At 70.1% G+C, this 20,435-nt stretch carries 15 protein-coding genes and 2 tRNA genes; 6 read left to right on the top strand and 11 right to left on the bottom strand.

Annotation, left to right across the window (positions count from 1 at the left end; genetic code table 11):
* Positions 1–104: 104 nt before the first annotated feature.
* Complete coding sequence (locus tag ACWEKR_RS08095; protein ID WP_452353867.1) at positions 105–9,419, top strand: fatty acid synthase subunit beta domain-containing protein; 9,315 nt, start codon at positions 105–107, stop codon at positions 9,417–9,419.
* A 76-nt stretch (positions 9,420–9,495) separates the two neighbouring features.
* A complete protein-coding gene (acpS, locus tag ACWEKR_RS08090; RefSeq protein ID WP_043688517.1) occupies positions 9,496–9,933 on the top strand; it encodes a holo-ACP synthase AcpS in 438 nt (145 codons plus the stop codon).
* 36 nt (positions 9,934–9,969) lie between these two features.
* Here the strand turns inward: acpS and ACWEKR_RS08085 are convergent, their stop codons facing one another.
* Positions 9,970–10,590 carry a TetR/AcrR family transcriptional regulator gene (locus ACWEKR_RS08085; RefSeq protein ID WP_223522150.1) on the bottom strand — a complete coding sequence of 207 codons (621 nt, stop codon included), beginning with the start codon at positions 10,588–10,590 and terminating at the stop codon, positions 9,970–9,972.
* A gap of 297 nt (positions 10,591–10,887) precedes the next feature.
* On the opposite strand from ACWEKR_RS08085, the gene ACWEKR_RS08080 reads away from it, so the two are divergent.
* The gene (locus ACWEKR_RS08080; RefSeq protein WP_452353866.1) at positions 10,888–12,117 is read left to right on the top strand and encodes a hypothetical protein; all 1,230 of its coding nucleotides are present in this window, start codon (positions 10,888–10,890) and stop codon (positions 12,115–12,117) included.
* Between the two features lie 63 nt (positions 12,118–12,180).
* On the opposite strand, the gene bcp is transcribed toward ACWEKR_RS08080, so the two are convergent.
* Complete coding sequence (gene bcp / locus ACWEKR_RS08075) at positions 12,181–12,654, bottom strand: thioredoxin-dependent thiol peroxidase (RefSeq protein WP_452353865.1); 474 nt, start codon at positions 12,652–12,654, stop codon at positions 12,181–12,183.
* Between the two features lie 165 nt (positions 12,655–12,819).
* Here bcp and ACWEKR_RS08070 point away from each other — a divergent pair, with 165 nt between their 5' ends.
* Positions 12,820–13,041: a DUF3618 domain-containing protein gene (locus ACWEKR_RS08070; RefSeq protein WP_452353864.1), complete on the top strand. Its 222-nt coding sequence runs from the start codon at positions 12,820–12,822 to the stop codon at positions 13,039–13,041.
* 63 nt (positions 13,042–13,104) lie between these two features.
* Here the strand turns inward: ACWEKR_RS08070 and ACWEKR_RS08065 are convergent, their stop codons facing one another.
* Positions 13,105–13,401 carry an excalibur calcium-binding domain-containing protein gene (locus tag ACWEKR_RS08065; protein WP_195077436.1) on the bottom strand — a complete coding sequence of 99 codons (297 nt, stop codon included), beginning with the start codon at positions 13,399–13,401 and terminating at the stop codon, positions 13,105–13,107.
* A 135-nt stretch (positions 13,402–13,536) separates the two neighbouring features.
* Positions 13,537–14,514: a pirin family protein gene (locus ACWEKR_RS08060; RefSeq protein ID WP_452353863.1), complete on the bottom strand. Its 978-nt coding sequence runs from the start codon at positions 14,512–14,514 to the stop codon at positions 13,537–13,539.
* Between the two features lie 70 nt (positions 14,515–14,584).
* On the opposite strand from ACWEKR_RS08060, the gene ACWEKR_RS08055 reads away from it, so the two are divergent.
* Positions 14,585–15,037, top strand: coding sequence for a MarR family winged helix-turn-helix transcriptional regulator (locus ACWEKR_RS08055; protein WP_452353862.1), 453 nt, complete (start codon positions 14,585–14,587; stop codon positions 15,035–15,037).
* A 19-nt stretch (positions 15,038–15,056) separates the two neighbouring features.
* Here the strand turns inward: ACWEKR_RS08055 and ACWEKR_RS08050 are convergent, their stop codons facing one another.
* The 4 genes from ACWEKR_RS08050 to ACWEKR_RS08035 form a co-directional block, all read right to left on the bottom strand.
* Positions 15,057–15,593, bottom strand: a complete 537-nt coding sequence (locus ACWEKR_RS08050; protein WP_452353861.1) for a DnaJ family domain-containing protein — start codon at positions 15,591–15,593, stop codon at positions 15,057–15,059.
* Between the two features lie 91 nt (positions 15,594–15,684).
* Positions 15,685–15,999 carry a hypothetical protein gene (locus tag ACWEKR_RS08045; RefSeq protein WP_452353860.1) on the bottom strand — a complete coding sequence of 105 codons (315 nt, stop codon included), beginning with the start codon at positions 15,997–15,999 and terminating at the stop codon, positions 15,685–15,687.
* A gap of 184 nt (positions 16,000–16,183) precedes the next feature.
* Complete coding sequence (locus tag ACWEKR_RS08040; protein ID WP_452353859.1) at positions 16,184–16,816, bottom strand: transglycosylase SLT domain-containing protein; 633 nt, start codon at positions 16,814–16,816, stop codon at positions 16,184–16,186.
* Positions 16,817–17,520: 704 nt separating this feature from the next.
* A tRNA-Lys gene (locus ACWEKR_RS08035) sits at positions 17,521–17,593 on the bottom strand.
* Between the two features lie 274 nt (positions 17,594–17,867).
* Here ACWEKR_RS08035 and ACWEKR_RS08030 point away from each other — a divergent pair.
* Positions 17,868–19,106 (top strand): L,D-transpeptidase, encoded by a 1,239-nt coding sequence (locus tag ACWEKR_RS08030; RefSeq protein WP_452353858.1) that lies wholly within the window; start codon positions 17,868–17,870, stop codon positions 19,104–19,106.
* 65 nt (positions 19,107–19,171) lie between these two features.
* On the opposite strand, the gene ACWEKR_RS08025 is transcribed toward ACWEKR_RS08030, so the two are convergent.
* The 3 genes from ACWEKR_RS08025 to orn form a co-directional block, all read right to left on the bottom strand.
* On the bottom strand, positions 19,172–19,423 hold the full coding sequence (locus ACWEKR_RS08025; RefSeq protein WP_452353857.1) for a hypothetical protein: 252 nt from the start codon (positions 19,421–19,423) through the stop codon (positions 19,172–19,174).
* Between the two features lie 194 nt (positions 19,424–19,617).
* Positions 19,618–19,693 (bottom strand) — tRNA-His (locus tag ACWEKR_RS08020).
* Positions 19,694–19,747: 54 nt separating this feature from the next.
* A complete protein-coding gene (gene orn / locus ACWEKR_RS08015) occupies positions 19,748–20,401 on the bottom strand; it encodes an oligoribonuclease (RefSeq protein ID WP_452353856.1) in 654 nt (217 codons plus the stop codon).
* Positions 20,402–20,435: the final 34 nt, after the last annotated feature.

Genomic DNA, 20,435 nt, shown 5'->3' with positions numbered 1-20,435 from the left:
GCCATCCTCGCCCGTATCAGGCCGATCACCCGCGATCACTCGTGAACCGGTAGGGACCGGCGTGTCGCCGAGGCATGTCGCATGGAGAAGGAAGTCGAAGCGTCTTGACGATCAACGAGAGCACCAAGACCGAGGCCGGACAGAGCACGAAGGCGGTTGTCGCCGCCGGGAAGGCCGCGTCGGATGGGGCGCGGTCGCCGCTGTTGGATCGTCTGCTCGACGGCGTTCCGTACGCGCTCGCCTTCGGGGGCCAGGGTGCCCGGTGGCTGAGCGAGCTGGAGGAGATCGGGCGCGACAGTGCGCTGGAGCCGGAGCTGACCGCACTGGTCAACGAGGCCGCCACGCTGCTCGAGCCGGTGGCCGCGCAGTTGTTGGTGGTGCGTCCGGTCGGCTTCGACCCGATCGGCTGGATGCTGGAGAACGAACTCGCCGACACCGACGAGGGCGAGACCTCGGCGGCTCCGTCCGAGCCGGTGCTGCGGTCGGCCGCGGTGTCCATGCCCGGCGTATTGCTGACGCAGGTGGCGGCCGTGCGGGCGCTGCGGCTGCAAGGCCTGGATCCGTCCGAGCACGCGCCGGTCGCGATCGTCGGGCACTCGCAGGGCCTGCTCGCCGCCGCGGCGGTCGAAGCCGGCGGCGCCCGGGACGCGGAGCTGCTCGCAGTGGCCCAGATGATCGGCGCCGCAGCCGGTTTGGTGGCACGGCGACGTGGGCTGATGCCGGTGGGCGAGCGCTCGCCGATGGTCGCGGTGTCCAACGTCGATCCCGAGCAGCTGCGCGCCGTGGTGGCCGAGGTGTGCGAGGGAGCCGATCCCGCCGCGAGCGTGGTGGTCTCCATCCGCAACGGACGTCGGCGCGCGGTGCTCTCGGGGCCGCCCGCGCAACTGGAGCGGGTGCGCCGGCGGTGCGAGCAGATCCACGACGAGCAAACGCGCGAGCGTGACGCCAAGGTGCGTGGTGGCTCGGTGTTCGCTCCGGTCTTCGAAGACGTGGCCGTCGACGTGGCGTTCCACCACCCGGCGCTGGCCGACACCGTCGACCTGGTGAGCAGCTGGGCCGACCAGTGCGGGCTGGACACGGAGCTGGCGGGCCGGTTGGCGCGGCAGATCCTGGTCGATCCGATCGACTGGGTGGACGCCGTCGAGGGCGTGATCTCCGCGGGCGCGCAATGGATTCTGGACCTGGGTCCGGGCGACCTGCTGTCCCGCGTCACCGCGGGCACGTTGAAGGGCACCGGCCTCGGCATCGTCGCGGCCGCCACCCGCGCCGGACAGCGCAGCCTGCTGACCCCCGGCGCCGCGCCGGAGCCCGCGGCCCCGTGGTCGGCGTTCGCGCCGCGCCCGGTGCGACTGCCCAACGGGCGCATCGTGGTCGAGACCGCATTCACCAAGCTGACCGGACGCTCGCCGATCCTGCTCGCGGGCATGACCCCCACGACGGTCGACGCGAAGATCGTCGCGGCCGCGGCGAACGCGGGCCACTGGGCGGAGCTGGCCGGCGGCGGGCAGGTGACCGAGCAGATCTTCGCCGACCGGGTGGCCGAGCTGAAGAAGCTGCTGCACCCGGGTCGTTCGGTGCAGTTCAACTCCTTGTTCCTCGATCCGTACCTGTGGAAATTGCAGCTGGGCGGCAAGCGGCTGGTGCAGCGCTCCCGCGCGGCGGGCGCCCCGTTCGACGGCGTCATCGTGACCGCGGGCATTCCGGAGCTGGAGGAAGCGGTCGCGCTGATCCACGAACTCACCGAAGCGGGCATCGCGCACGTCGCCTTCAAGCCGGGGACGGTCGCCCAGATCCGGGCCGTGCTGCGGATCGCCGACGAGGTTCCGGACTACCCGGTGATCATGCACATCGAGGGCGGCAAGGCCGGTGGCCACCACTCCTGGGAGGACCTCGACGACCTGCTGCTGGACACCTACGCCGAACTGCGCAGCCGTGCCAACGTGGTGATCTGCGTCGGTGGCGGCATCGGCACGCCCGAGCGGGCGACGGAGTACCTCACCGGCCAGTGGGCGGTGCGGCACGGATATCCGGTGATGCCGCTGGACGGTGTGCTGGTCGGCACGGCGGCCATGGCGACGCTGGAGGCCACCACCGCGCCGGAGGTCAAGCAACTGCTGGTGGACACCCCTGGCACCCCGGACTGGGTCGGGGCGGGCACCGCGTCCGGCGGCATGGCCTCGGGCCGCAGCCAGCTGGGCGCCGACATCCACGAGATCGACAACGCCGCCTCGCGCACCGGCCGCCTGCTGGACGAGGTCGCCGGCGACGCCGACGCGGTAGCCGCGCGCCGCGACGAGATCATCACGGCGCTGAACGCCACGGCCAAGCCGTACTTCGGCGACCTGGCCACCATGACCTACCAGGACTGGCTGGAGCGCTACGTCGAGCTGGCGGTCGGGCTGGACCGCCGCAAGGACTTCGACTGCGGCAGCGACCTGGGCGACGCGATCGCGGAGGCCACCCGCTCGGTGTGGCTGGACATCACCTGGCGCGACCGGTTCGCGGAGATGGTGCGCCGCACCGAATCCCGGCTGCACCCGGCCGACCGCGGCGAGATCCCGACACTGTTCACCAGCGACGACGACTTCGAGGACCCGGTCGCGGCGCTGTGCGCCCTGAAGGACGCCTACCCCGCTACGGCGCAGACCCTGCTGCACCCCGCAGATGTCCCGTTCTTCATCGCGCTGTGCAAGACCCCGGGCAAGCCGGTGAACTTCGTGCCGGTCGTGGACGCCGACGTGCGCCGCTGGTGGCGCTCGGATTCGCTGTGGCAGGCGCACGATCCGCGCTACTCCGCCGATCAGGTGTGCGTCATTCCCGGCACCGTCTCCGTCGCGGGCATCACCCGGGTCGACGAGCCGGTCGGTGAGCTGCTCGACCGTTTCGAGCAGGACACCGCCTACTCCCTGGTGCGTGCGGGCGTGACGCCCGCCCCGGTGGACGCGCGCCGCACGGCGGGTGTCACCAGCGGCCCGATCGACGCCGTGCTCGCCGCCCCCGACGTGCAGTGGGCCGGACGCACCACGATCAGCCCGGTGCACCGGCTCGGCGACCTGTCCGAATGGGTCGTCGACGGCAAGGGCGCGGTGCACCCGCCCAGCGGCGCGACGCTGGCCGAGACCACCGGCCCCGAGCCGGAGCACGAGTACCTGGAGCTCACCGTTCCGCTGCTGGCGGGCAACGCGGTGCGCATCCGGATCACCGTGCCGACCTCGATCTACAACGGCGGCGCCCCGGTGGTCACCGAGGCCGACGCCGACGAGGCCATGTCCGCACTGCTCGCGGTCGCGGCGGGCCAGGATCTGCCGGAGGTCAAGGGCAAGGTCGCGCATGTGAACCTGGCCTGGACGCCGGATCTGATCGCCGACCACGCCGGGGTCACCGGCTCCGGCCTGCCCGCCACGCTGAGCACGCTCGGCCGCACCGTGCCCGACGTGCTGGTCGGCGCCTGCTGGCCCGCCGTGTTCGCGGTGCTCGGCGCGGCCCGCACCGCGCAGGACGAGAGCGTCATCGAGGGCATGCTCGACCTGGTCCACCTCGATCACCAGGTGCATCTCGCCGGCGAACTGCCCGCCGAGACCAGTGTGCTGGCGGTGCGCGCGGAGGCCGGGGAGACCCTGGACACCGACCTCGGCCGCGTCGTCGAGGTGCACGTGCGGATCACCGCCATGCTGGACAAGCCCGAGACCGGGATGTCGATGCCGGTGCTGGCCACCCTCACCGAGCGTTTCGCGATTCGCGGGCGTACCGGCGCGGGCGAACTCACCGATCCGCCGCGCGCGGCGGGCACGGTGTCCGACGCGGCCAACGACACCCCGCGCAGGCGTCGTCGCGACGTGACGATCGTGGCGCCGCGCACCATGCACGCCTTCGCCGAAGTCTCCGGCGACCACAACCCGATCCACACCAGCGATGCCGCCGCGAAGCTCGCCGGGCTGGGCAGCCCGATCGTGCACGGCATGTGGCTGTCGGCCGCCGCGCAGCACGTCGTGTCGGCGGTCGATCCGGCGGCTTCGGTGCCCGCGCGGACACTGACCGCGTGGACCACCCGCTTCCTCGGCATGGTGCGCCCCGGTGCGCAGATCGATGTGCGCGTCGAGCGGGTCGCCGTCGACGCGGGCAGTGAGATCGTCGAGGTCTCCTGCCGGGCCGAAGGCGAACTGGTGATGGCCGCGACCGGTCGCACCGCGGCGCCGAAGACCGTCTACGCCTTCCCCGGACAGGGCATCCAGCGCAAGGGGATGGGGCTGGACGCCCGCTCCCGGTCGAAGGCGGCCAAGGAGATCTGGGACCGCGCGGACAAGCACACCCGTGCCGCGCTCGGGTTCTCGATCCTGGCCGTGGTGCGCGACAACCCGACCTACCTGAAGGCGCGCGGCGTCGAGCACCGGCACCCGGACGGCGTGCTGCACCTGACCCAGTTCACCCAGGTCGCCATGGCGACGCTCGGCGTCGCCCAGGTGGCCGAGCTGCGCGAAGCCGGCGCGTTCGTCGAGGACGCGCTGCTCGCGGGCCACTCCGTCGGTGAGTACAACGCGCTCGCCGCCGTCGCCGGGGTGCTGCCGCTGGAAGCGGTGCTCGAGGTGGTGTTCCAGCGTGGGTCCGCGATGCACGAGCTGGTGCCGCGGGACGCGCAGGGGCGCAGCGACTACCGGATGGCCGCGATCCGGCCCTCGCAGATCGGTCTGCCCGACGCGGAGGTCGTCGGCTTCGTGCGGGAAGTCGGCGAGCGGGTCGGGGAATTCCTCGAGGTGGTCAACCTGAACCTGCGCGGTTCGCAGTACGCGATCGCGGGCACGGTGGCCGGGCTCGACGCGCTGGAGGAGGAGATCGACCGCCGCCGTGCCGAGTTCGGCGGCAAGCGGGCGTTCATCCTGGTCCCCGGCATCGACGTGCCGTTCCACTCGACGGTGCTGCGCAAGGGCGTTCCGGAGTTCCGGCAGAAGCTCGAGCAGCTGCTGCCGGTGGATCTGCGCCCGGAGACCCTGGTCGGCCGCTACATCCCGAACCTGGTACCGAGGTTGTTCTCGCTCGAGCGGGCGTTCGTTCAGGAGATCGCGGACCTGGTGCCGTCCGAACCGCTCGCGGAGGTGCTTGCCGACTTCGACAGCTGGGCCGCCCGTCCGACCGAACTGTGCCGCGTGGTGCTGATCGAGTTGCTCGCCTGGCAGTTCGCCAGCCCGGTGCGCTGGATCGAGACCCAGGACCTGCTGTTCACCGACCCCGCGCAGGGCGGCCTCGGTATCGAGCGGTTCGTCGAGATCGGCCTCGGCGCCACGCCGACGGTGGCCAACCTGGCCTCCCAGACGCTGAAGCTGCCCGCGTTCGGCGGCGCCACCGTCGAGGTGCTCAACATCGAGCGTGAGGCGGCCATCGTCTACGCGACCGACACCGACCCCGCGCCGGTGGACGAGCCGGTCGAGGAGGCCGCGGCCGCAGCGGCTCCGGCGGCCGTCGCCGCCGCCCCCGTGGCCGCGCCGGCCCCGAGCTCCGGCGGCCCGCGTCCGGACGACATCGCGTTCACCGCCGCCGACGCCACCCGCGTGCTGATCGCGTTGTGGACCAAGCTGCGGCTGGACCAGATCGGACCGGTGGACACCATCGAGGGCCTGTGCGACGGCGTGTCGTCGCGGCGCAACCAGCTGCTGGTCGACCTCGGCTCCGAGCTCTCGCTCGGCGCGATCGACGGTGCGGCCGACGCCGACATGGGCGCGCTGTCCGCGACGGTGGAGCGGCTGGCCCGCACCTACCGCCCCTTCGGCACGGTGCTCACCGACGCCATCGGCGACCATCTCCGCAAGGTGTTCGGCCCGTCCGGCAAGCGTCCGGCCGCCATCGCCGAGCGGGTCACGAAGGTATGGGAACTCGGTGACGGGTGGGCCAGCCACGTGACCGCGGAGGTGTCGCTGGGCACCAGGGAAGGCACCAGCGTGCGCGGTGGCGACCTGGGCGGACTGGTCTCCGGTGCGCTGAGCGACGCCGCCTCGGTCGACGCGGCCATCGACGCGGCCGTGCAGGCCGTCGCGGCCCGCCGCGGTGTCGCGGTCTCGCTGCCGTCGGCGGGCGGGAGTGGCGGCGCGACGGTCGACGCCGCCGCGCTGGGTGAGTTCACCGAGCAGATCACCGGACGCGACGGCGTGCTGGCCACGGCCGCGCGCGTCGTGCTGGAACAGCTCGGCCTCTCCGAGCGGGTTTCCGCGCCCGAGGCGACCGACGACTCGCTGGTCGATCTGGTGTCGGCCGAACTCGGTTCGGACTGGCCGCGCCTGGTCGCGCCCGCGTTCGACGCCCGCAAGGCGGTCCTGCTGGACGACCGGTGGGCCACGGCGCGCGAGGATCTGGCCCGGCTGTGGCTGGCCGACGACTCGGGCAGCGCGAACGGACCGGTCACCGGATTCCTCGGCGCGGGCGAAGCCGTTGCCGCACAGGCCAACTGGTGGCGCCAGCGTGCGATGCACGAGGCGCGTTCGGTGCTCGCCGGGCTGTACGGGCGCATCGCCGAGGCGGCGCTGAGCACCGCAGAGCCGGGTCTGTGGTCCTCGGACATCGCGGTGATCACCGGCGCCAGCAAGGGTTCCATCGCCGCGGCGGTGACCGGCAGGCTGCTCAGCGGCGGCGCCACGGTGGTGGTGACCACCTCGACGCTGAACGACGAGCGCCTCGCCTTCTACCGCAAGCTGTACCGCGACAACGCCCGCCACGGCGCGGCGCTGTGGGTGGTGCCCGCGAACATGGCGTCCTACCAGGACATCGACGCCCTGATCGACTGGATCGGCTCCGAGCAGGTCGACAGCGCGGGCGGCGCGAAGATCAAGATCAAGGACGCGATGACGCCCACCCTGCTGCTGCCGTTCGCGGCGCCGCGGGTGTCCGGTGACCTCGCCGACGCGGGCGCGCGCGCCGAAATGGAGATGCGCGTGCTGCTCTGGTCGGTCGAACGGCTGATCGGCGGTCTGTCGAAGCTGGGCGCCGAGCACGATGTGGACGCGAAACTGCATGTCGTGCTGCCGGGTTCGCCCAACCGCGGCATGTTCGGCGGCGACGGCGCCTACGGCGAGTCGAAGGCGGCGCTGGACGCGGTGGTCGCCAAGTGGCGGGCCGAGAAGTCGTGGTCGGCCCGGGTCACCCTGGTGCACGCGTTGATCGGCTGGGTGCGCGGCACCGGTCTGATGGGCCACAACGACCCGATGGTCGAGGCGGTCGAGAAGGCGGGCGTGCAGACCTGGTCCACCGCCGAGATGGCCGACGAACTGCTCAAGTGGTGCACCTCGCGGGCCCGTCAGGTCACCGTGAGCGGCCCGCAGCAGATCGACCTGACCGGTGGGCTGGCCAGGGCCAAGCTGGATCTGCCCGCGCTGGCCAAGCAGGCCGCGGAGCAGGCGGAGGAGCAGACCGGCGCCGACGCGGGCCGCACCATCGCCGCGCTGCCCGCGCCGCCGACCGTGACCTCCGCGCTGCCGGTGCCCGAGTGGGGCGAGGTGACCGCGGACCCGGCCGACATGGTGGTCATCGTCGGTGCGGGGGAGCTGGGCCCCTACGGCTCGGCGCGTACCCGTTTCGAGATGGAGGTCTCCGACGAGCTGTCGGCGGCGGGCGTGCTGGAGCTGGCCTGGACCACCGGCATGGTCACCTGGGAGAACGACCCGAAGCCGGGCTGGTACGACGCCGCGTCCGGTGACTACGTGCCCGAGCACGAGCTGGCCGAGCGTTACCACGACGCCGTGGTCGCCCGCTGCGGCGTGCGCCGCTACGAAGACGACGGCGCCATGACCGACAACTCGGCCCCGCTGATGACCTCGGTCTTCCTCGACCAGGACCTGTCGTTCACGGTGGGCGGCGAGGCCGAGGCCCGCGCCTTCCACGCCGCCGATCCGGAGCACACGGTGATCACGCCGGTCGAGGGCTCCGGTGACTGGACCGTGACGCGCAAGGCGGGCACCGAGATCCGCGTGCCGCGCCGGGCCAAGCTGTCGCGCACCGTCGGCGGCCAGATCCCGACCGGGTGGGACCCCACCATCTGGGGCATCTCGCCCGACATGGCCGCTTCGGTGGACCGGGTCGCGCTGTGGAACATCGTCTGCACGGTGGACGCGTTCGTCGGCTCCGGGTTCAGCCCCGCGGAGCTGCTCAGCTGGGTGCACCCCTCGCTGGTCGCCAACACGCAGGGCACCGGCATGGGCGGCATGTCCTCGATGCGCTCGCTGTACATCGACAACCTGCTCGGCGAGTCGCGCCCGAACGACATCCTGCAGGAGGCGCTGCCGAACGTGGCGCTGGCGCACGTGGTGCAGTCCTACGTCGGCAGCTACGGCGCGATGGTGCACCCGGTGGCGGCCTGCGCCACCGCAGCGGTGTCGGTCGAGGAGGGCGTGGACAAGATCCGCCTCGGCAAGGCCGATCTGGTCGTGGCCGGCGGGTACGACGACCTCGGCATCGAGGGCATCGTCGGATTCGGTGACATGTCGGCCACCGCGGATTCCGCGGCCATGAGCGCCAAGGGCATCAGCGACCGGTACTTCTCCCGCGCCAACGACCGCCGCCGCGGTGGATTCATCGAATCGCAGGGTGGCGGAACAGTGCTGCTGGCGCGCGGCAGCGTCGCGCTGGAGATGGGCCTGCCGGTGCTGGGCGTGGTCGCCTACGCGCAGTCCTTCGCGGACGGCGTGCACACCTCCATCCCGGCTCCCGGCCTGGGCGCGCTGGGCGCCGGTCGCGGCGGGAGGGAGTCCAGGCTGGCGACCGAGCTGCGCAAGCTCGGCGTGACCCCGGACGAGATCGCCGTGGTGTCCAAGCACGACACCTCGACGGCCGCCAACGACCCGAACGAGTCCGAACTGCACGAGCGCCTCGCCACGGCCATCGGACGCTCGGACGGCGCTCCGCTGTTCGTCGTCTCGCAGAAGACCCTCACCGGGCACGCGAAGGGCGGCGCGGCCGCCTTCCAGCTCATCGGCCTGTGCCAGGTGCTGGAGCAGGGCGTCATCCCGCCGAACCGCAGCCTCGACTGCGTGGACGAGAAGATGCTGGCCTTCCCGCACCTGGTGTGGCTGCGCGAGCCGTTGCGGCTGGGCGATCGTCTTCCGCTCAAGGCCGGTCTGGTCACCTCGCTCGGCTTCGGCCATGTGAACGGTCTGCTTGCGGTCGTGCACCCCCAGGCGTTCATCCAAGCCATCGAGCCGGAGCAGCGCGAGGAGTACCAGCGCAAGGCGCAGGAGCGGCAGCTGTCCGGGCGGCAGCGGTTCGTGGAGGCGATGTGCGGCGGCGCGCCGCTGTACGAGCGGCCCGCGGATCGCAGGCTCGGCGGGGACGGCACCCCGGCCAAGCGGGCGCGCGAGCTGGAGGCCGACGTGCTGCTCTCGCCGGAGGCGCGCCTGGCGCAGGACGGCGCCTACCGGGCCAAGGGCATCGGATGCGCGTAACCGGAAGCGCGGCGGGGCAACTCGCAGCGCCGGGTCCGTGCGCGGGCTCGCCGAGCACGTCGTAGGCTGCCCGCCTATGACGATCCTCGGTATCGGCTTGGACTTGGTGACCATCTCCGAGTTCGCCGAACAGCTCGAACGCGCCGGAACCACCATGCTCCGGGAAAGTTTCACCGCGGGAGAGCGGCGCTACTGCCAGAGCAAAGGGACCGACCCGGCGCGCAGCTACGCGGCGCGGTGGGCGGCGAAAGAGGCGGTGCTCAAAGCCTGGGCATCGTCTCGGTTCGCCCGCCGCCCGCAGATCGGGGACAACCCCTATCCGCTGATCGAGGTGGTCAACGACGCGTGGGGCAGGCCGAGCATCAAGCTGCACGGCCTGGCCGCCGAATTCCTGCCCCGGGTACGGGTTCACCTGTCGCTGACCCACGACGGCGACACCGCCGCCGCGATGGTGGTGCTCGAGGACCCGGGCGAGCTGGCCGACCTCATCGAAGGCCGCGACAACGCCGGGTGAGCCGCGCGGTGGTCCCGGTGCCCGCCGGGACCACCGTCATCGCTCGCTGCCGGTGCGTGATTCCTTCTCCGCGACGAGCAGGTAGGCGACCATCAGCCGCTTCAGTTCGGCGACCGCTTCCGCACTGCTCTGCTCGTCCTGCACCGAGAAATTCAGCATCGAATAGACCACGTGCACCAGCACTTCGGCCATCATGGTGCGCCGCGCCCGCGGCGTGCGCGGGGTGAGCGGGCGCAGCATCTGCGACACGACTTCGGCGAACTGCTTCTCGTGGATGGCGCCGGTGGCCCGGGTGGACGGCGTGGACTGCATGGCGAGCCACACTTCCCGCCGGGACGGGTCGGTCATCCAGAGGTTGGCCAAGTGGTCGACGAACTGGTTCATGTGCCGCAGCCAGTCCAGGGACGGGATCTCGCCGTGGAAGTCGGCCAGCTCCTGGGAAACGGCAACCAGGTCTTGGCGGTTCAGCTCGCAGACGATGACGTACTTGTTGGCGAAGAACTGATACAGCGTGCCGATCGGCACCTCCGCCCTGGCCGCCACCTCTTCACAGGTGAAGGATTCGAAGCCGACCTCGACGAGCAGTTCCCTGGACGCCTGGAGTAAGGCGTCGAACTTTCGTTTGCTGCGTTCCTGCGTCGGCCGGCGTCGCGGCATGAGCTCCTGTGGGTCGTCCTGCAGCTCCAACGCAGGGTCCAGACGGTGCTTCGACCTGGCCTCCGCGCGTACTTCCACGCATCCAGGCTAACGGTAGGGACAAGCGTGCGATACGCGCATCCGCCGTTCGCGTCCCGGTGACTCGATTTCCGCTACCCATCCGTAACCGATGTGGTGCCGAACACTTACCGAGCGCGCGTGCATCGCGACGTGTGTTCCGAGCAGGGGAATCCATGGGGCTCATGGCTTTCGGCAAGCCCGTGAGCTCGGTCAATGCACAGAGGGAAGGCGTGATCAGTGGTGGCTGAATCTGTGGTGACTCTCGGCGTTTCGACCGAACGCGGTGCCGTGCACGCGGTGGCGCTGGCCGACGGCAAGAAGCTGGCCGACCGGGTGCTGCTGCGCCGGGTGGTGCGAACGGACGGTGACGGCAAGGCGGAGGTGGCCGCGGCGGTGGAGACCGCGCTCGGCGCGCTGACCGCCGGGCTGGGCGCGGAGCGGGAGGTCGGCGGCGTGGCGGTCGCCTACCGGGACCCCGCCGAGCGGCGCGCCATCGTGACCCGGCTGGCGGCCGGTCCGTGGCACAGCGCCTCGATGGTGTCGGTGAAATCGGCGCATCTGAGCGTGGCGAGCATGATGACCTGGCTCGACGCCTACGACAACCTGCTGATCTGCGAGGTGGTGCCCGGGTACCACGCGTTCACCCTGGTCGATCGCGGCCGCCGCCGGGTGCTCGCCGCGGTGGGGCAGGCGGGCCGCGCGACGCCGCGCTCGCTCGGCCTGAGCGTCGCGGCCACAGGGGAGCAGCTGGAGGCGGCCGCCGCGCGCCCCGACGCGGTGGCGCTGATCGGTTCGGCGGGCGCCGGGTCGGCGGTGCTGACCGCGGTCGAGACGTTCGAGGTGCCGGTGATCCCCTGCACCATGGGGGCTTTCGCGTCGGCCGCCGGTGCGGCGTTGAGCGCGCGGCTGGAGCAGGACGGCTACGCCGGGCCGGTGAGCGAGCCGCAGCGAGGGCGCGGCGGGGTGGCGGTGTTCGCCGCGGCCGGCGTACTGGCCAGCGGAATGGTCGTCGGCGGGAGCTACCTGCTGAACGATTCCGCCCAGCCGCTGCCGACCGTCGTCGCGGCGGACGCCAGGATCGAGGGCACCGGTGCGGGCCACGCCACCGAGCCCGTCCCGGCCGCGGACACCGAGGCGGACGGGCCGGTCGGTTCCGGCTTCGACGCCTCCACGGCCGGGGTGCAGCTGCCCCAGCACAGCTGGGGCCCTGCGCCGCGGAATCTGCCGCTGCCGCTGGTCGCCGCGGATGCCACGGACGGGACGGAGACCGAGGCGGAGGGCCCCGAGCCGCTGGTACCGGGCACCGGTCTCCCGTCCGATCGCAAGGTGGGCGCGCCCGACGGCGCGCTGCTGTTCCCCGGTGAGGCGCCGCCGCCCGCGGCGTTCACCCCGGAAGCCGCGGACTGGTGGGACGAGCATCTCCGCCTGATGGCGCAATGGGCCGCCCAGCAGGTCTGGCAGGCCTGAACTGGAGCCGCGCGGCGACCTCGGCCCGGCGTCCTTGCGGCGCCGGGCTTTTCGCTGCCCGCGCTACACCGACAGGTCGCGACGCAACTTGGCGACGTGGCCGGTGGCGCGGACGTTGTACTGCGCGACGGCGATCTTGCCCGCTTCGTCCACCAGGAAGGTCGAGCGGATGACGCCGACGACCGTCTTGCCGTACATGGTCTTCTCGCCGTACGCGCCCCAGGCGGTGAGCGCGGTGCGGTCGGGATCCGACAGCAGCGGGAAGGTGAGCTGTTCCGCGTCGCGAAACTTGGCCAGCTTGGCGGGCTTGTCCGGCGAGATGCCCACCACGTCGATGCCCGCGCCGTCCAGCTCGGCCAGATTGTCGCGGAAGTCGCAGGCTTGCTTGGTGCAGCCGGGCGTGCTCGCGGCGGGGTAGAAATACACGATCACCTTGCGACCGCGGTAGTCCGACAGCGAGACGTTCTTGCCGTCGGCGTCGGGGAGCGTGAAGTCGGGGGCGGTGTCGCCCGGGGAGAGTCGTTGGTTGGTGGTCACCTCCAGCACGCTATCCGAAGGCGGTGACCGGAGATCCTTCGCGCGGCCGGTGGGCGCGGCGTGGCGGCGGATAGACTCGTCCGCGAGCCCCGGCGCCATACGGAGGGCCGGACATGTGGCGTGATCGTGCACCGGGTGCGGCAATCGACAACAGGAGGGTGGAACGTGGCAAGGGATACCGAGCGGATCGAGCGGGAGATCGAGGCCGCCCGCACTCGGCTGGCGAGCACGCTCGACGAACTCGCGGTACGCGCGGACCCGCATCGCATCGCGGACGACACCAAGCAGATCGTGGTCGGGAAGCTGAACGAGCCGAAGGTGAAGTACAGCCTGATGGGCGCCGCCGCGCTGGTGGTCGGGCTGGTGCTGCTCAAGATCTTCCGCTGAGCTGGAAAAACGACGACACCCGGTGTGGCATCGCCCACCGGGTGTCGTCGTTTCGCGGTCGGTTCAGACCGTCGGGCAGGCGAAGCCGTCGCCGTCGGGATCCAGGTGCGGCCCGAAGCCGGGTTCGCCGCGGAACAGCGGCGCGCGGCCGGCGGCCCGGGCGTCGTCGCAGTTGGCGAAGGCGCCACCGGCCGAACCGGTCTGCGACAGACCGGCCGAGCCGGTCGCGGCGGAGCCGGTGTCGACGGCCGAGGAGCCGGTTCCGGCGGATCCGGACGGAGGGGCGGCTAGGGCGGCGGGAGCCGCGAGAAAGGTCAATCCCGCGACGGCCGCGCTGACGGAGAGCCGGCGAACGTTCATGTATTCCTCTGTGTGGTTGCTGCGGTGGAAGGGCGTCCGACCGGACGCCGCATCCACTGTTGTGACGGGCCGCTCTCTTGTCAACCTCGGGGGGAGGGAACTAGGGGATTAGGGGATCGCACCCATCGTCGTCGCTCACGCGGTAGTGCCGGTGCCGCGGATGTGCTCCGCGGGGATATTTCCCATGCGTCCGGCCTGATAGTCCTCCATCGCTTCGATGATCTCGGCGCGAGTGTTCATCACGAACGGCCCGTACTGCACCACAGGTTCCCGGATCGGCTGTCCGCCGAGCAACAGCACTTCCAGCGCTCCGGTCCGATTGTCTTGGCGCGCATCGGCTGTCACGCTGATCGCGTCGCCGCGGCCGAAGACCGCCAGCTGTCCTTCGCGCAGCGGTCTGCGTTCCGCGCCGACGCCACCGCTGCCGGAGAGCACGTACGCCATCGCCGTGAATTCCTGCGGCCACGGTGTTTCGAGTATCCCGCCGGGCGTGATCGATGCGTGGGCGTAGGCGATCGGGGTGTAAGTCGATCCCGGGCCGGTGAATCCACCGACTTCCCCGGCGATGAGCCGCACCAGCGCGCCGCCGTCGTGCGAACTCACCAGGGTCAGTTCGCGTGCCCTCAGGTCTTGGTAGCGCGGTGTGGCGAACTTCAGTGCACGCGGCAGGTTCACCCACAGCTGGATGCCGTGGAACCACCCGCCCGAGGCGACCATCTCCTCCGGCGGCACCTCGTCGTGCAAGATGCCGGAGCCCGCGGTCATCCACTGGGTGTCGCCTTCGCCGATGACTCCGCCGCCGCCCTGCGAGTCGTGGTGCACCATGGTGCCGTCCAGCATGTAGGTCACCGTCTCGAAGCCCCGGTGCGGATGCCAGGGCGCGCCTTTCGCCTCGTGCGGTTCATAGGCAACCGGGCCCATCTGGTCGAGCAGGATGAAGGGATCGGCCGCGCGCAGATCCATGCTGGGGAACGGTCTGCGCACCTCGAATCCAGCGCCCTCACGTTGGGTGTGCGCGGTGACCACGCTTCGGACCGGCCGCTCGCGCAGGGTCGCGTCGGGGCGGGGCAGGCGGGGCAGAACCATGATGTCGGGAACGGTCACGGCGGGCATCGGAACCTCCTGAGGAGTTGGTGTCCATGTCAACCAACCGCGACTACACTTCATTCCCATGGTCCGGTGGTTGAGTGACGACGAGCAGGCGACTTGGCAGGCCTATGTGCGGCTGCGCCAGCGTCTGGACGGGGCGATTTCCGCCGGGCTGGCCGAGGACGGCCTGTCCCTGGCGGACTACGAGCTGATGGTGGCGTTGTCCGCCGCCCCGAACGGCTGTCTGCGCGCCAAGGAACTGGCCGCGGAGGTGTGCTGGGAGAAGAGCCGGTTGTCCAAGCATCTGGCCAGGATGGACGCGCGCGGCCTGGTCGAGCGGCGGCCCGCCGAGGAGGATGCGCGCGGCATCATCGTCCAACTCACGCCGGAAGGGCGCGTAGCGCTGGAGCGGGCCGCGCCGAACCATGTCGATCTGGTCCGTCGCGTCTTCGTGGAGCCGATGACGGCGGACGAGGCTCAGGTGCTGCGCGCGCTGGCGGACAAGGTGATCGCCGAGGTGGAGCAAGTGACCGAACTCGGCGCCTGAGCGGCGGGATGGCGCCGAGCTACCCGGCGTCGGTGCTGTTTCCCCGCCACCGACGCCACCACCGCCGACGGGGGCGAGTTGTCGCCTCCTCGTTCTGCGGTGGGGAGGGCGCTGGGTTCCGGCTGTTCGACTGCTCGCGCCTCGGCCGCGCGGCCGCGCGCGCGTGCCGCCACTGCTCGACGATCTCGTCCGCGTTCACCGGAGCGATCGGCACGAACGGCCCTTCCGGCATCCGCAGCCAGTCCACGATGCGTTTGTTGAGTTCGCTCACGGCCGCCCGCACCTGGCGTTCGCTGGTCGCGTCGCGCACCTCGTCGGGCAGGTGCTCGATATCCCGGCGCAACAGCAGCGACGGTGGCAACAGCGCCTCGCTGCCGACGCCTTCGCGACGCAGATATCCGCGTAGCCACCAGTCCTGGTCGTAAGCCGTGCCCGCCCCGGGGATCGGCTTGCCGGTGCCGGGGAGGTTGTCGAATTCGCCGCGCTCGGCCGCCTCGCGGATCTGCTTGTCGACCCACGATTCGAAGGTCTGCTTCGGCGGCTTGCGCTCGGTCATCGCGACGGCCGGGGCGGCGGATACATGACATTACTCTACGGAACTTTGTAGTAGACGTGAAAAGCCTTGTGTGCCAACTATTTTGAAACAGTCAAGACCACGGACGGATCGGCGGCTTCACCCACAGCAACTTCTCGTCGGTGTGTTCGCGCCGGGCGGCGGGATGCCCCGGATGGCGGGCGGCCCAGTCGCCCTTCTCCGCCAGCAGCCGCGCCACCGTGGTCCAGGTCTCGTCGGTGCTCGGCGGATTCGTCGCGGCGGCCCTGGCCAGTTTGCGCCGGACGGGCGCGGGCATCGCGAGCACCTCGGGACCGGTGATGCCGCGGTGCCAGAGATAGCTCGCCAGCCGTCGCGCTTTCTCGGCGCGGCTCTTGGCCGCCGCGTCGTTGTGTGCGTAGTCGGTCACGGCATGTCCACAGGGTTGCAGGTGCCTCGACCCTAACGGACGCAGCCGGACGTCATCCGTCGACGGCCTGCGCCTGGCCGAGGAGCACGAAGCTGCGCTCGGGCCGCCGCGCCGGAAGGGCAGGAAAACGCCCGGCAGCCTCCCCCATCCGCGGATGGGGGAGGCTGCCGGGCGGTGGTGGCGCTCAGTACGCGCTGTTGACGTTGTCCATCGAGCCGTAACGGTGCGCCGCGTAGTTGCAGGCGGCGACGATGTTGGCCACCGGATCCCAGATGTCGAAGGGTGTGCCCGCGACGTGGTAGGCGGCGAAGGTGGGGTCGATCACCTGCAGCAGGCCCTTGGACGGGATGCCCATGGCGGCATTGGAGTCCCACAGGTTGATGGCCTGGGGGTTGCCGGTCGACTCACGCATGATGTTGCGGTGGATGCCCTCGTAGGTGCCCGGGATGCCGTTGGCCTGCATGACGTCGAGCGCCTGGCGGATCCAGCCGTCCAGATTGTCCGCGTAGACCGGCGGGGCCGGGGCGGGCATCGGGGCCGGGACCGGCTCGGGAGCGGGAGCCGGGGCGGGCATCGGCGCGGGGATCGCCTCCGCGACCGGGGCGGCGGCCTGCTCGGCGACCGGAGCGGGCGCGGCCTCCTGCTGCTGCTCGGGCTGCTGCTCGGCCACCATGGCGATGCGAGACGGGACGCTGTCATCGGCAACGGACGCCGCGGAGCAGGCGGCCACGGCAACGACACCGGCGGCGGCGACCGCGACGGTGACGGTTTCGCGGAACGAGGGGCGGCGAAGGGTGGAAAGGCGTCTGTCAGGCATTGCGAATCGGTTCCTTGATCGGGGACTTACTCGATCCGGCCGCAGTTGGGCAGCACGGATCCTGCGGCGTACGCTCGTGGACGCGCGCCGAAACGGCCATGTGCTGTTGTGTGGTTTTGTTGTGGGGGACGTTGACGTCCCCGGAACGCGACGCGGTTCGTGCGGCGCCGGATCGCCCGCACTGGGGCTCGGCCGCGGTGTCGCGCGAGACTTCGCACCTCGATGCGAAGAGACGGGCGGAAGTAGGTTCGCGGGTCCGTTGCCGGATTCCGCTCCGCTGATCACTGGCGGGCAACTGCCTGCCGTGTGATCGTTACCGAATCGGTGTCTACAACTCCTCGGGCTGACCAAACTTCAGTTCGCTTCGTGACCTGATTGCAGAATGGTCACGCTAGGTGAACACAGGGTGAACGGATCTTGAATGCCAGGTGTTGTCGATCTTGGAAAGCCGATGACTCGGTAGCCGAATCGTTATCCAAGCTGGGAGTTTGCCATTAAACCTCTTGTGCTGTACGTCACATAATTTTTCGGCCGTACAGCTGGATTTGTGGGTCTCGACAGGCGTAACGCTGTCCGAATTGAGACCCGTGGTGCATCTGGGAAAAAGCCCAGGTCACGATGATGTCACGGCGGCTGGCTGCTGTGGGGACGAAAAAACCGTGCCCTTGCCAGCGAATGCTGGCAAAGACACGGTTTCCGTGTTGTGCGCCATCAGGGACTCGAACCCCGAACCCGCTGATTAAGAGTCAGCTGCTCTGCCAATTGAGCTAATGGCGCGTGCTCCGTGTTCCGGTGCGGGACAAACCTTAACAGGCCAGGGCTGTAGAAGTGAAATCGTGCCCTGACCGGCGGCGGCGCGCGGCGCTCCCGCCCCGGTAACGCCGGGGATCGCCGGGGTGATCTACGGGTGGTAACGCTGCAGTGACGGACAAGGTGTTCACATTGGCGCGAACGTGACGCACTGGCAGAATGTCCGATTGTGGTTCCGACCGCCCGCGTACACGGCGGGGTGAGCGGCGTGGTGGTCGGGAGACTTTGAAACGGGGTTGAAATGAGTGTTGGTCCAGGTCGGCGGAAGCGTAAGCCGGCCGCACGCTGGTCGGTGCGCACTATCGCGGGACCGGTGATCGTCGTCGCGGTCGCCGCACTGGCATTGACGGGATGTTCGGCGTCCGACGCCAAGGATGCGGCGCAGGTGGCCATCGACCGCAACCCCATCACGGAATTGATCAAGCCCAAGCTGCTGTCGCCGGTGAAGGACGGTGAGGTCGGCGTCTCGCCGGGCGTCCCGCTGGCGTTCAAGGTCGAGGACGGCAAGTTCACCAACGTGACCTTGGTCAGCCCGCAGGGCAAGACGGTGGAGGGCAAGCTCGCCGCGGACGGGCGGTCGTGGGAGACCGCCGAGGTGCTCGGCTACGGCAAAACCTACCGATTGAAGGCCGACGCGATCGGGCTGGGTGGTGCGAACTCGGCGACGCTGAGCTTCACCACGAGTTCTCCCGGTAACCAGACCAAGCCCTACCTGGTTCCCGGCGAGGGCGAGGTGGTCGGTATCGGCCAGCCGGTGGCCGTCCAGTTCGACGAGAACATCCCCGATCGGAAGGCCGCGCAGTCGGCGATCAAGATCACCACGGAGCCGCCGGTGGAAGGCGCGTTCTACTGGGTGAACAACCGCGAGGTGCGGTGGCGGCCCGAGCATTTCTGGGCGCCTGGGACGAAGGTCACCATCGACGTGAACGTCTATGGGCGTGATCTCGGCAACGGTTTGTTCGGGCAGGACAACATCCACTCGTTCTTCACCATCGGCGACGCCGTGATCTTCACCGCCGACGACAACACCAAGCAGGTGACCGTCGAGCAGAACGGTCAGGTGATCCGCACCATGCCGACCTCGATGGGCAAGGACAGCACGCCCACCGACAACGGCGTCTACATCGTCGCCGACCGGCACGAGAAGATCATCATGGACTCCTCGACCTACGGCGTGGCGGTCAACTCGCCCGACGGGTACAAGACGCCGGTGGACTTCGCGACGCGACTGTCCTACAGCGGGATCTTCTTCCACTCGGCGCCGTGGTCGGTCGGCGCGCAGGGCTACAGCAACACCAGTCACGGTTGCCTGAACCTCAGCCCGGCGAATGCGCAGTGGGTCTTCCAGAACGCCAAACGCGGTGACATCACGATCGTGAAGAACACCGTGGGCGGCACCCTGTCCGGCGTGGACGGCTTGGGTGACTGGAACATCCCGTGGCCGGTCTGGAAGGCGGGCAACGCGGACGACAATCGCTGAGCCGAAAAAGAACGCCGAACGGGCCACCGGAGCGAATCCGGTGGCCCGTTCGGCGTTCGGGGGCGTCAGGGCAGCATGTTGCAGCCCAATCGGGCGTCGCCCAGGATCGCGATCGCGCTGCCCGTGGCGGCGCACAGCAGCTTGCTGCCCGCCGAACCGCTGCCGGCGGAGCCGGTGGTCGCCAGGCCGCCGGCCGAGCCGCTCGATGCCGAGCCGGACGCGGGCAGCGGGGGGAGCCCGATGCCCGCGACGGCGGTTCCGCTGGATCCGGTGAGGAGGGTGGCGCCGACGAAGGCTGCGATCACCGCAGAACGCATCACGAGGTGTGTCTTTCTGGTCGAACCGGGCGAGCGCCCCAGCGACGCCGTCCCCTGTGCACCGCAGTCTACGGAGGCGGGAGAGATTCTGAAGGATATTCGTTTCACATTTCGCCGACTCCGGAACCGCAAAGAGTTTGTGGCGCAACGAAAAAACCCGGGTGGCTCCGATCTCTCGGAGCCACCCGGGCTATTGGGGTGAGCGACGGGACTCGAACCCGCGACAGCCAGGATCACAACCTGGTGCTCTACCAACTGAACTACGCTCACCATCGCCGGTAAGAACCGGCGGGCTAGATATTAGCGTGTCAACCCGCCCACTCCCTAATCGGCGTCTGGCGAGCCGTTGACCTGCGCCGATTCGGCCTGCTGTGCGGCGAGGTCGGAGATCTCGGCGGCGACCACGGCGATTTCGGTGGTGGAGGGACCGGGCGGCGCGACGAACGCGGTTCGCCGGTAGTACTCCAGTTCGCGGATGGACTCCTGGATGTCGGCCAGCGCGCGATGGCTCAGGCCCTTCTCCGGCTGGCCGAAGTAGATGCGCGGGTACCAGCGACGACACAGTTCCTTGATCGAGCTCACGTCGACCATCCGGTAGTGCAGGTGGGCATCGAGCAGGGGCATGTCCCTGGCGATGAACCCGCGATCGGTGGCGATCGAGTTACCGGCCAGTGGCACAGTGCGCGGGGTGGGGATGTACTCGCGGATGTAGTCGAGCACGCGCTGCTCGGCCTCTTCGAGGGTGACGGTGGAGCGGCGGGCCTCGTCGGTCAGCCCGGAGCGCGCGTGCATCTCGGCGACCACCGCGGGCATCGCGGCCAGCGCGTCGTCGTCGGCGTGGATGACGATGTCCACGCCCTCGCCGAGGATGTTGAGATCGCTGTCGGTCACGAGTGCGGCCACCTCGATCAGCTTGTCGCTGTCCAGGCGCAGGCCGGTCATCTCGCAATCCATCCACACCATGTATTTGTCGGACACCCGTGCAACATTAGCCGGGCGTGGGCCCAGCGCA

Source organism: Nocardia sp. NPDC004573 (genome assembly GCF_053602135.1).
The sequence above is the reverse complement of the archived record's forward strand: the minus strand, read 5'-3'. Positions and strand labels throughout refer to the sequence as shown.

Excerpts from the sequence above, each read along its gene's own strand:
- acpS (WP_043688517.1), top strand. The coding sequence starts at position 9,496 with ATGACGATCCTCGGTATCGGCTTGGACTTGGTGACCATCTCCGAGTTC.
- ACWEKR_RS08085 (WP_223522150.1), bottom strand. The coding sequence starts at position 10,590 with ATGCCGCGACGCCGGCCGACGCAGGAACGCAGCAAACGAAAGTTCGAC.
- ACWEKR_RS08065 (WP_195077436.1), bottom strand. The coding sequence starts at position 13,401 with ATGAACGTTCGCCGGCTCTCCGTCAGCGCGGCCGTCGCGGGATTGACC.
- ACWEKR_RS08060 (WP_452353863.1), bottom strand. The coding sequence starts at position 14,514 with ATGCCCGCCGTGACCGTTCCCGACATCATGGTTCTGCCCCGCCTGCCC.
- ACWEKR_RS08050 (WP_452353861.1), bottom strand. The coding sequence starts at position 15,593 with ATGACCGAGCGCAAGCCGCCGAAGCAGACCTTCGAATCGTGGGTCGAC.
- ACWEKR_RS08040 (WP_452353859.1), bottom strand. The coding sequence starts at position 16,816 with ATGCCTGACAGACGCCTTTCCACCCTTCGCCGCCCCTCGTTCCGCGAA.
- ACWEKR_RS08030 (WP_452353858.1), top strand. The coding sequence starts at position 17,868 with ATGAGTGTTGGTCCAGGTCGGCGGAAGCGTAAGCCGGCCGCACGCTGG.
- ACWEKR_RS08025 (WP_452353857.1), bottom strand. The coding sequence starts at position 19,423 with ATGCGTTCTGCGGTGATCGCAGCCTTCGTCGGCGCCACCCTCCTCACC.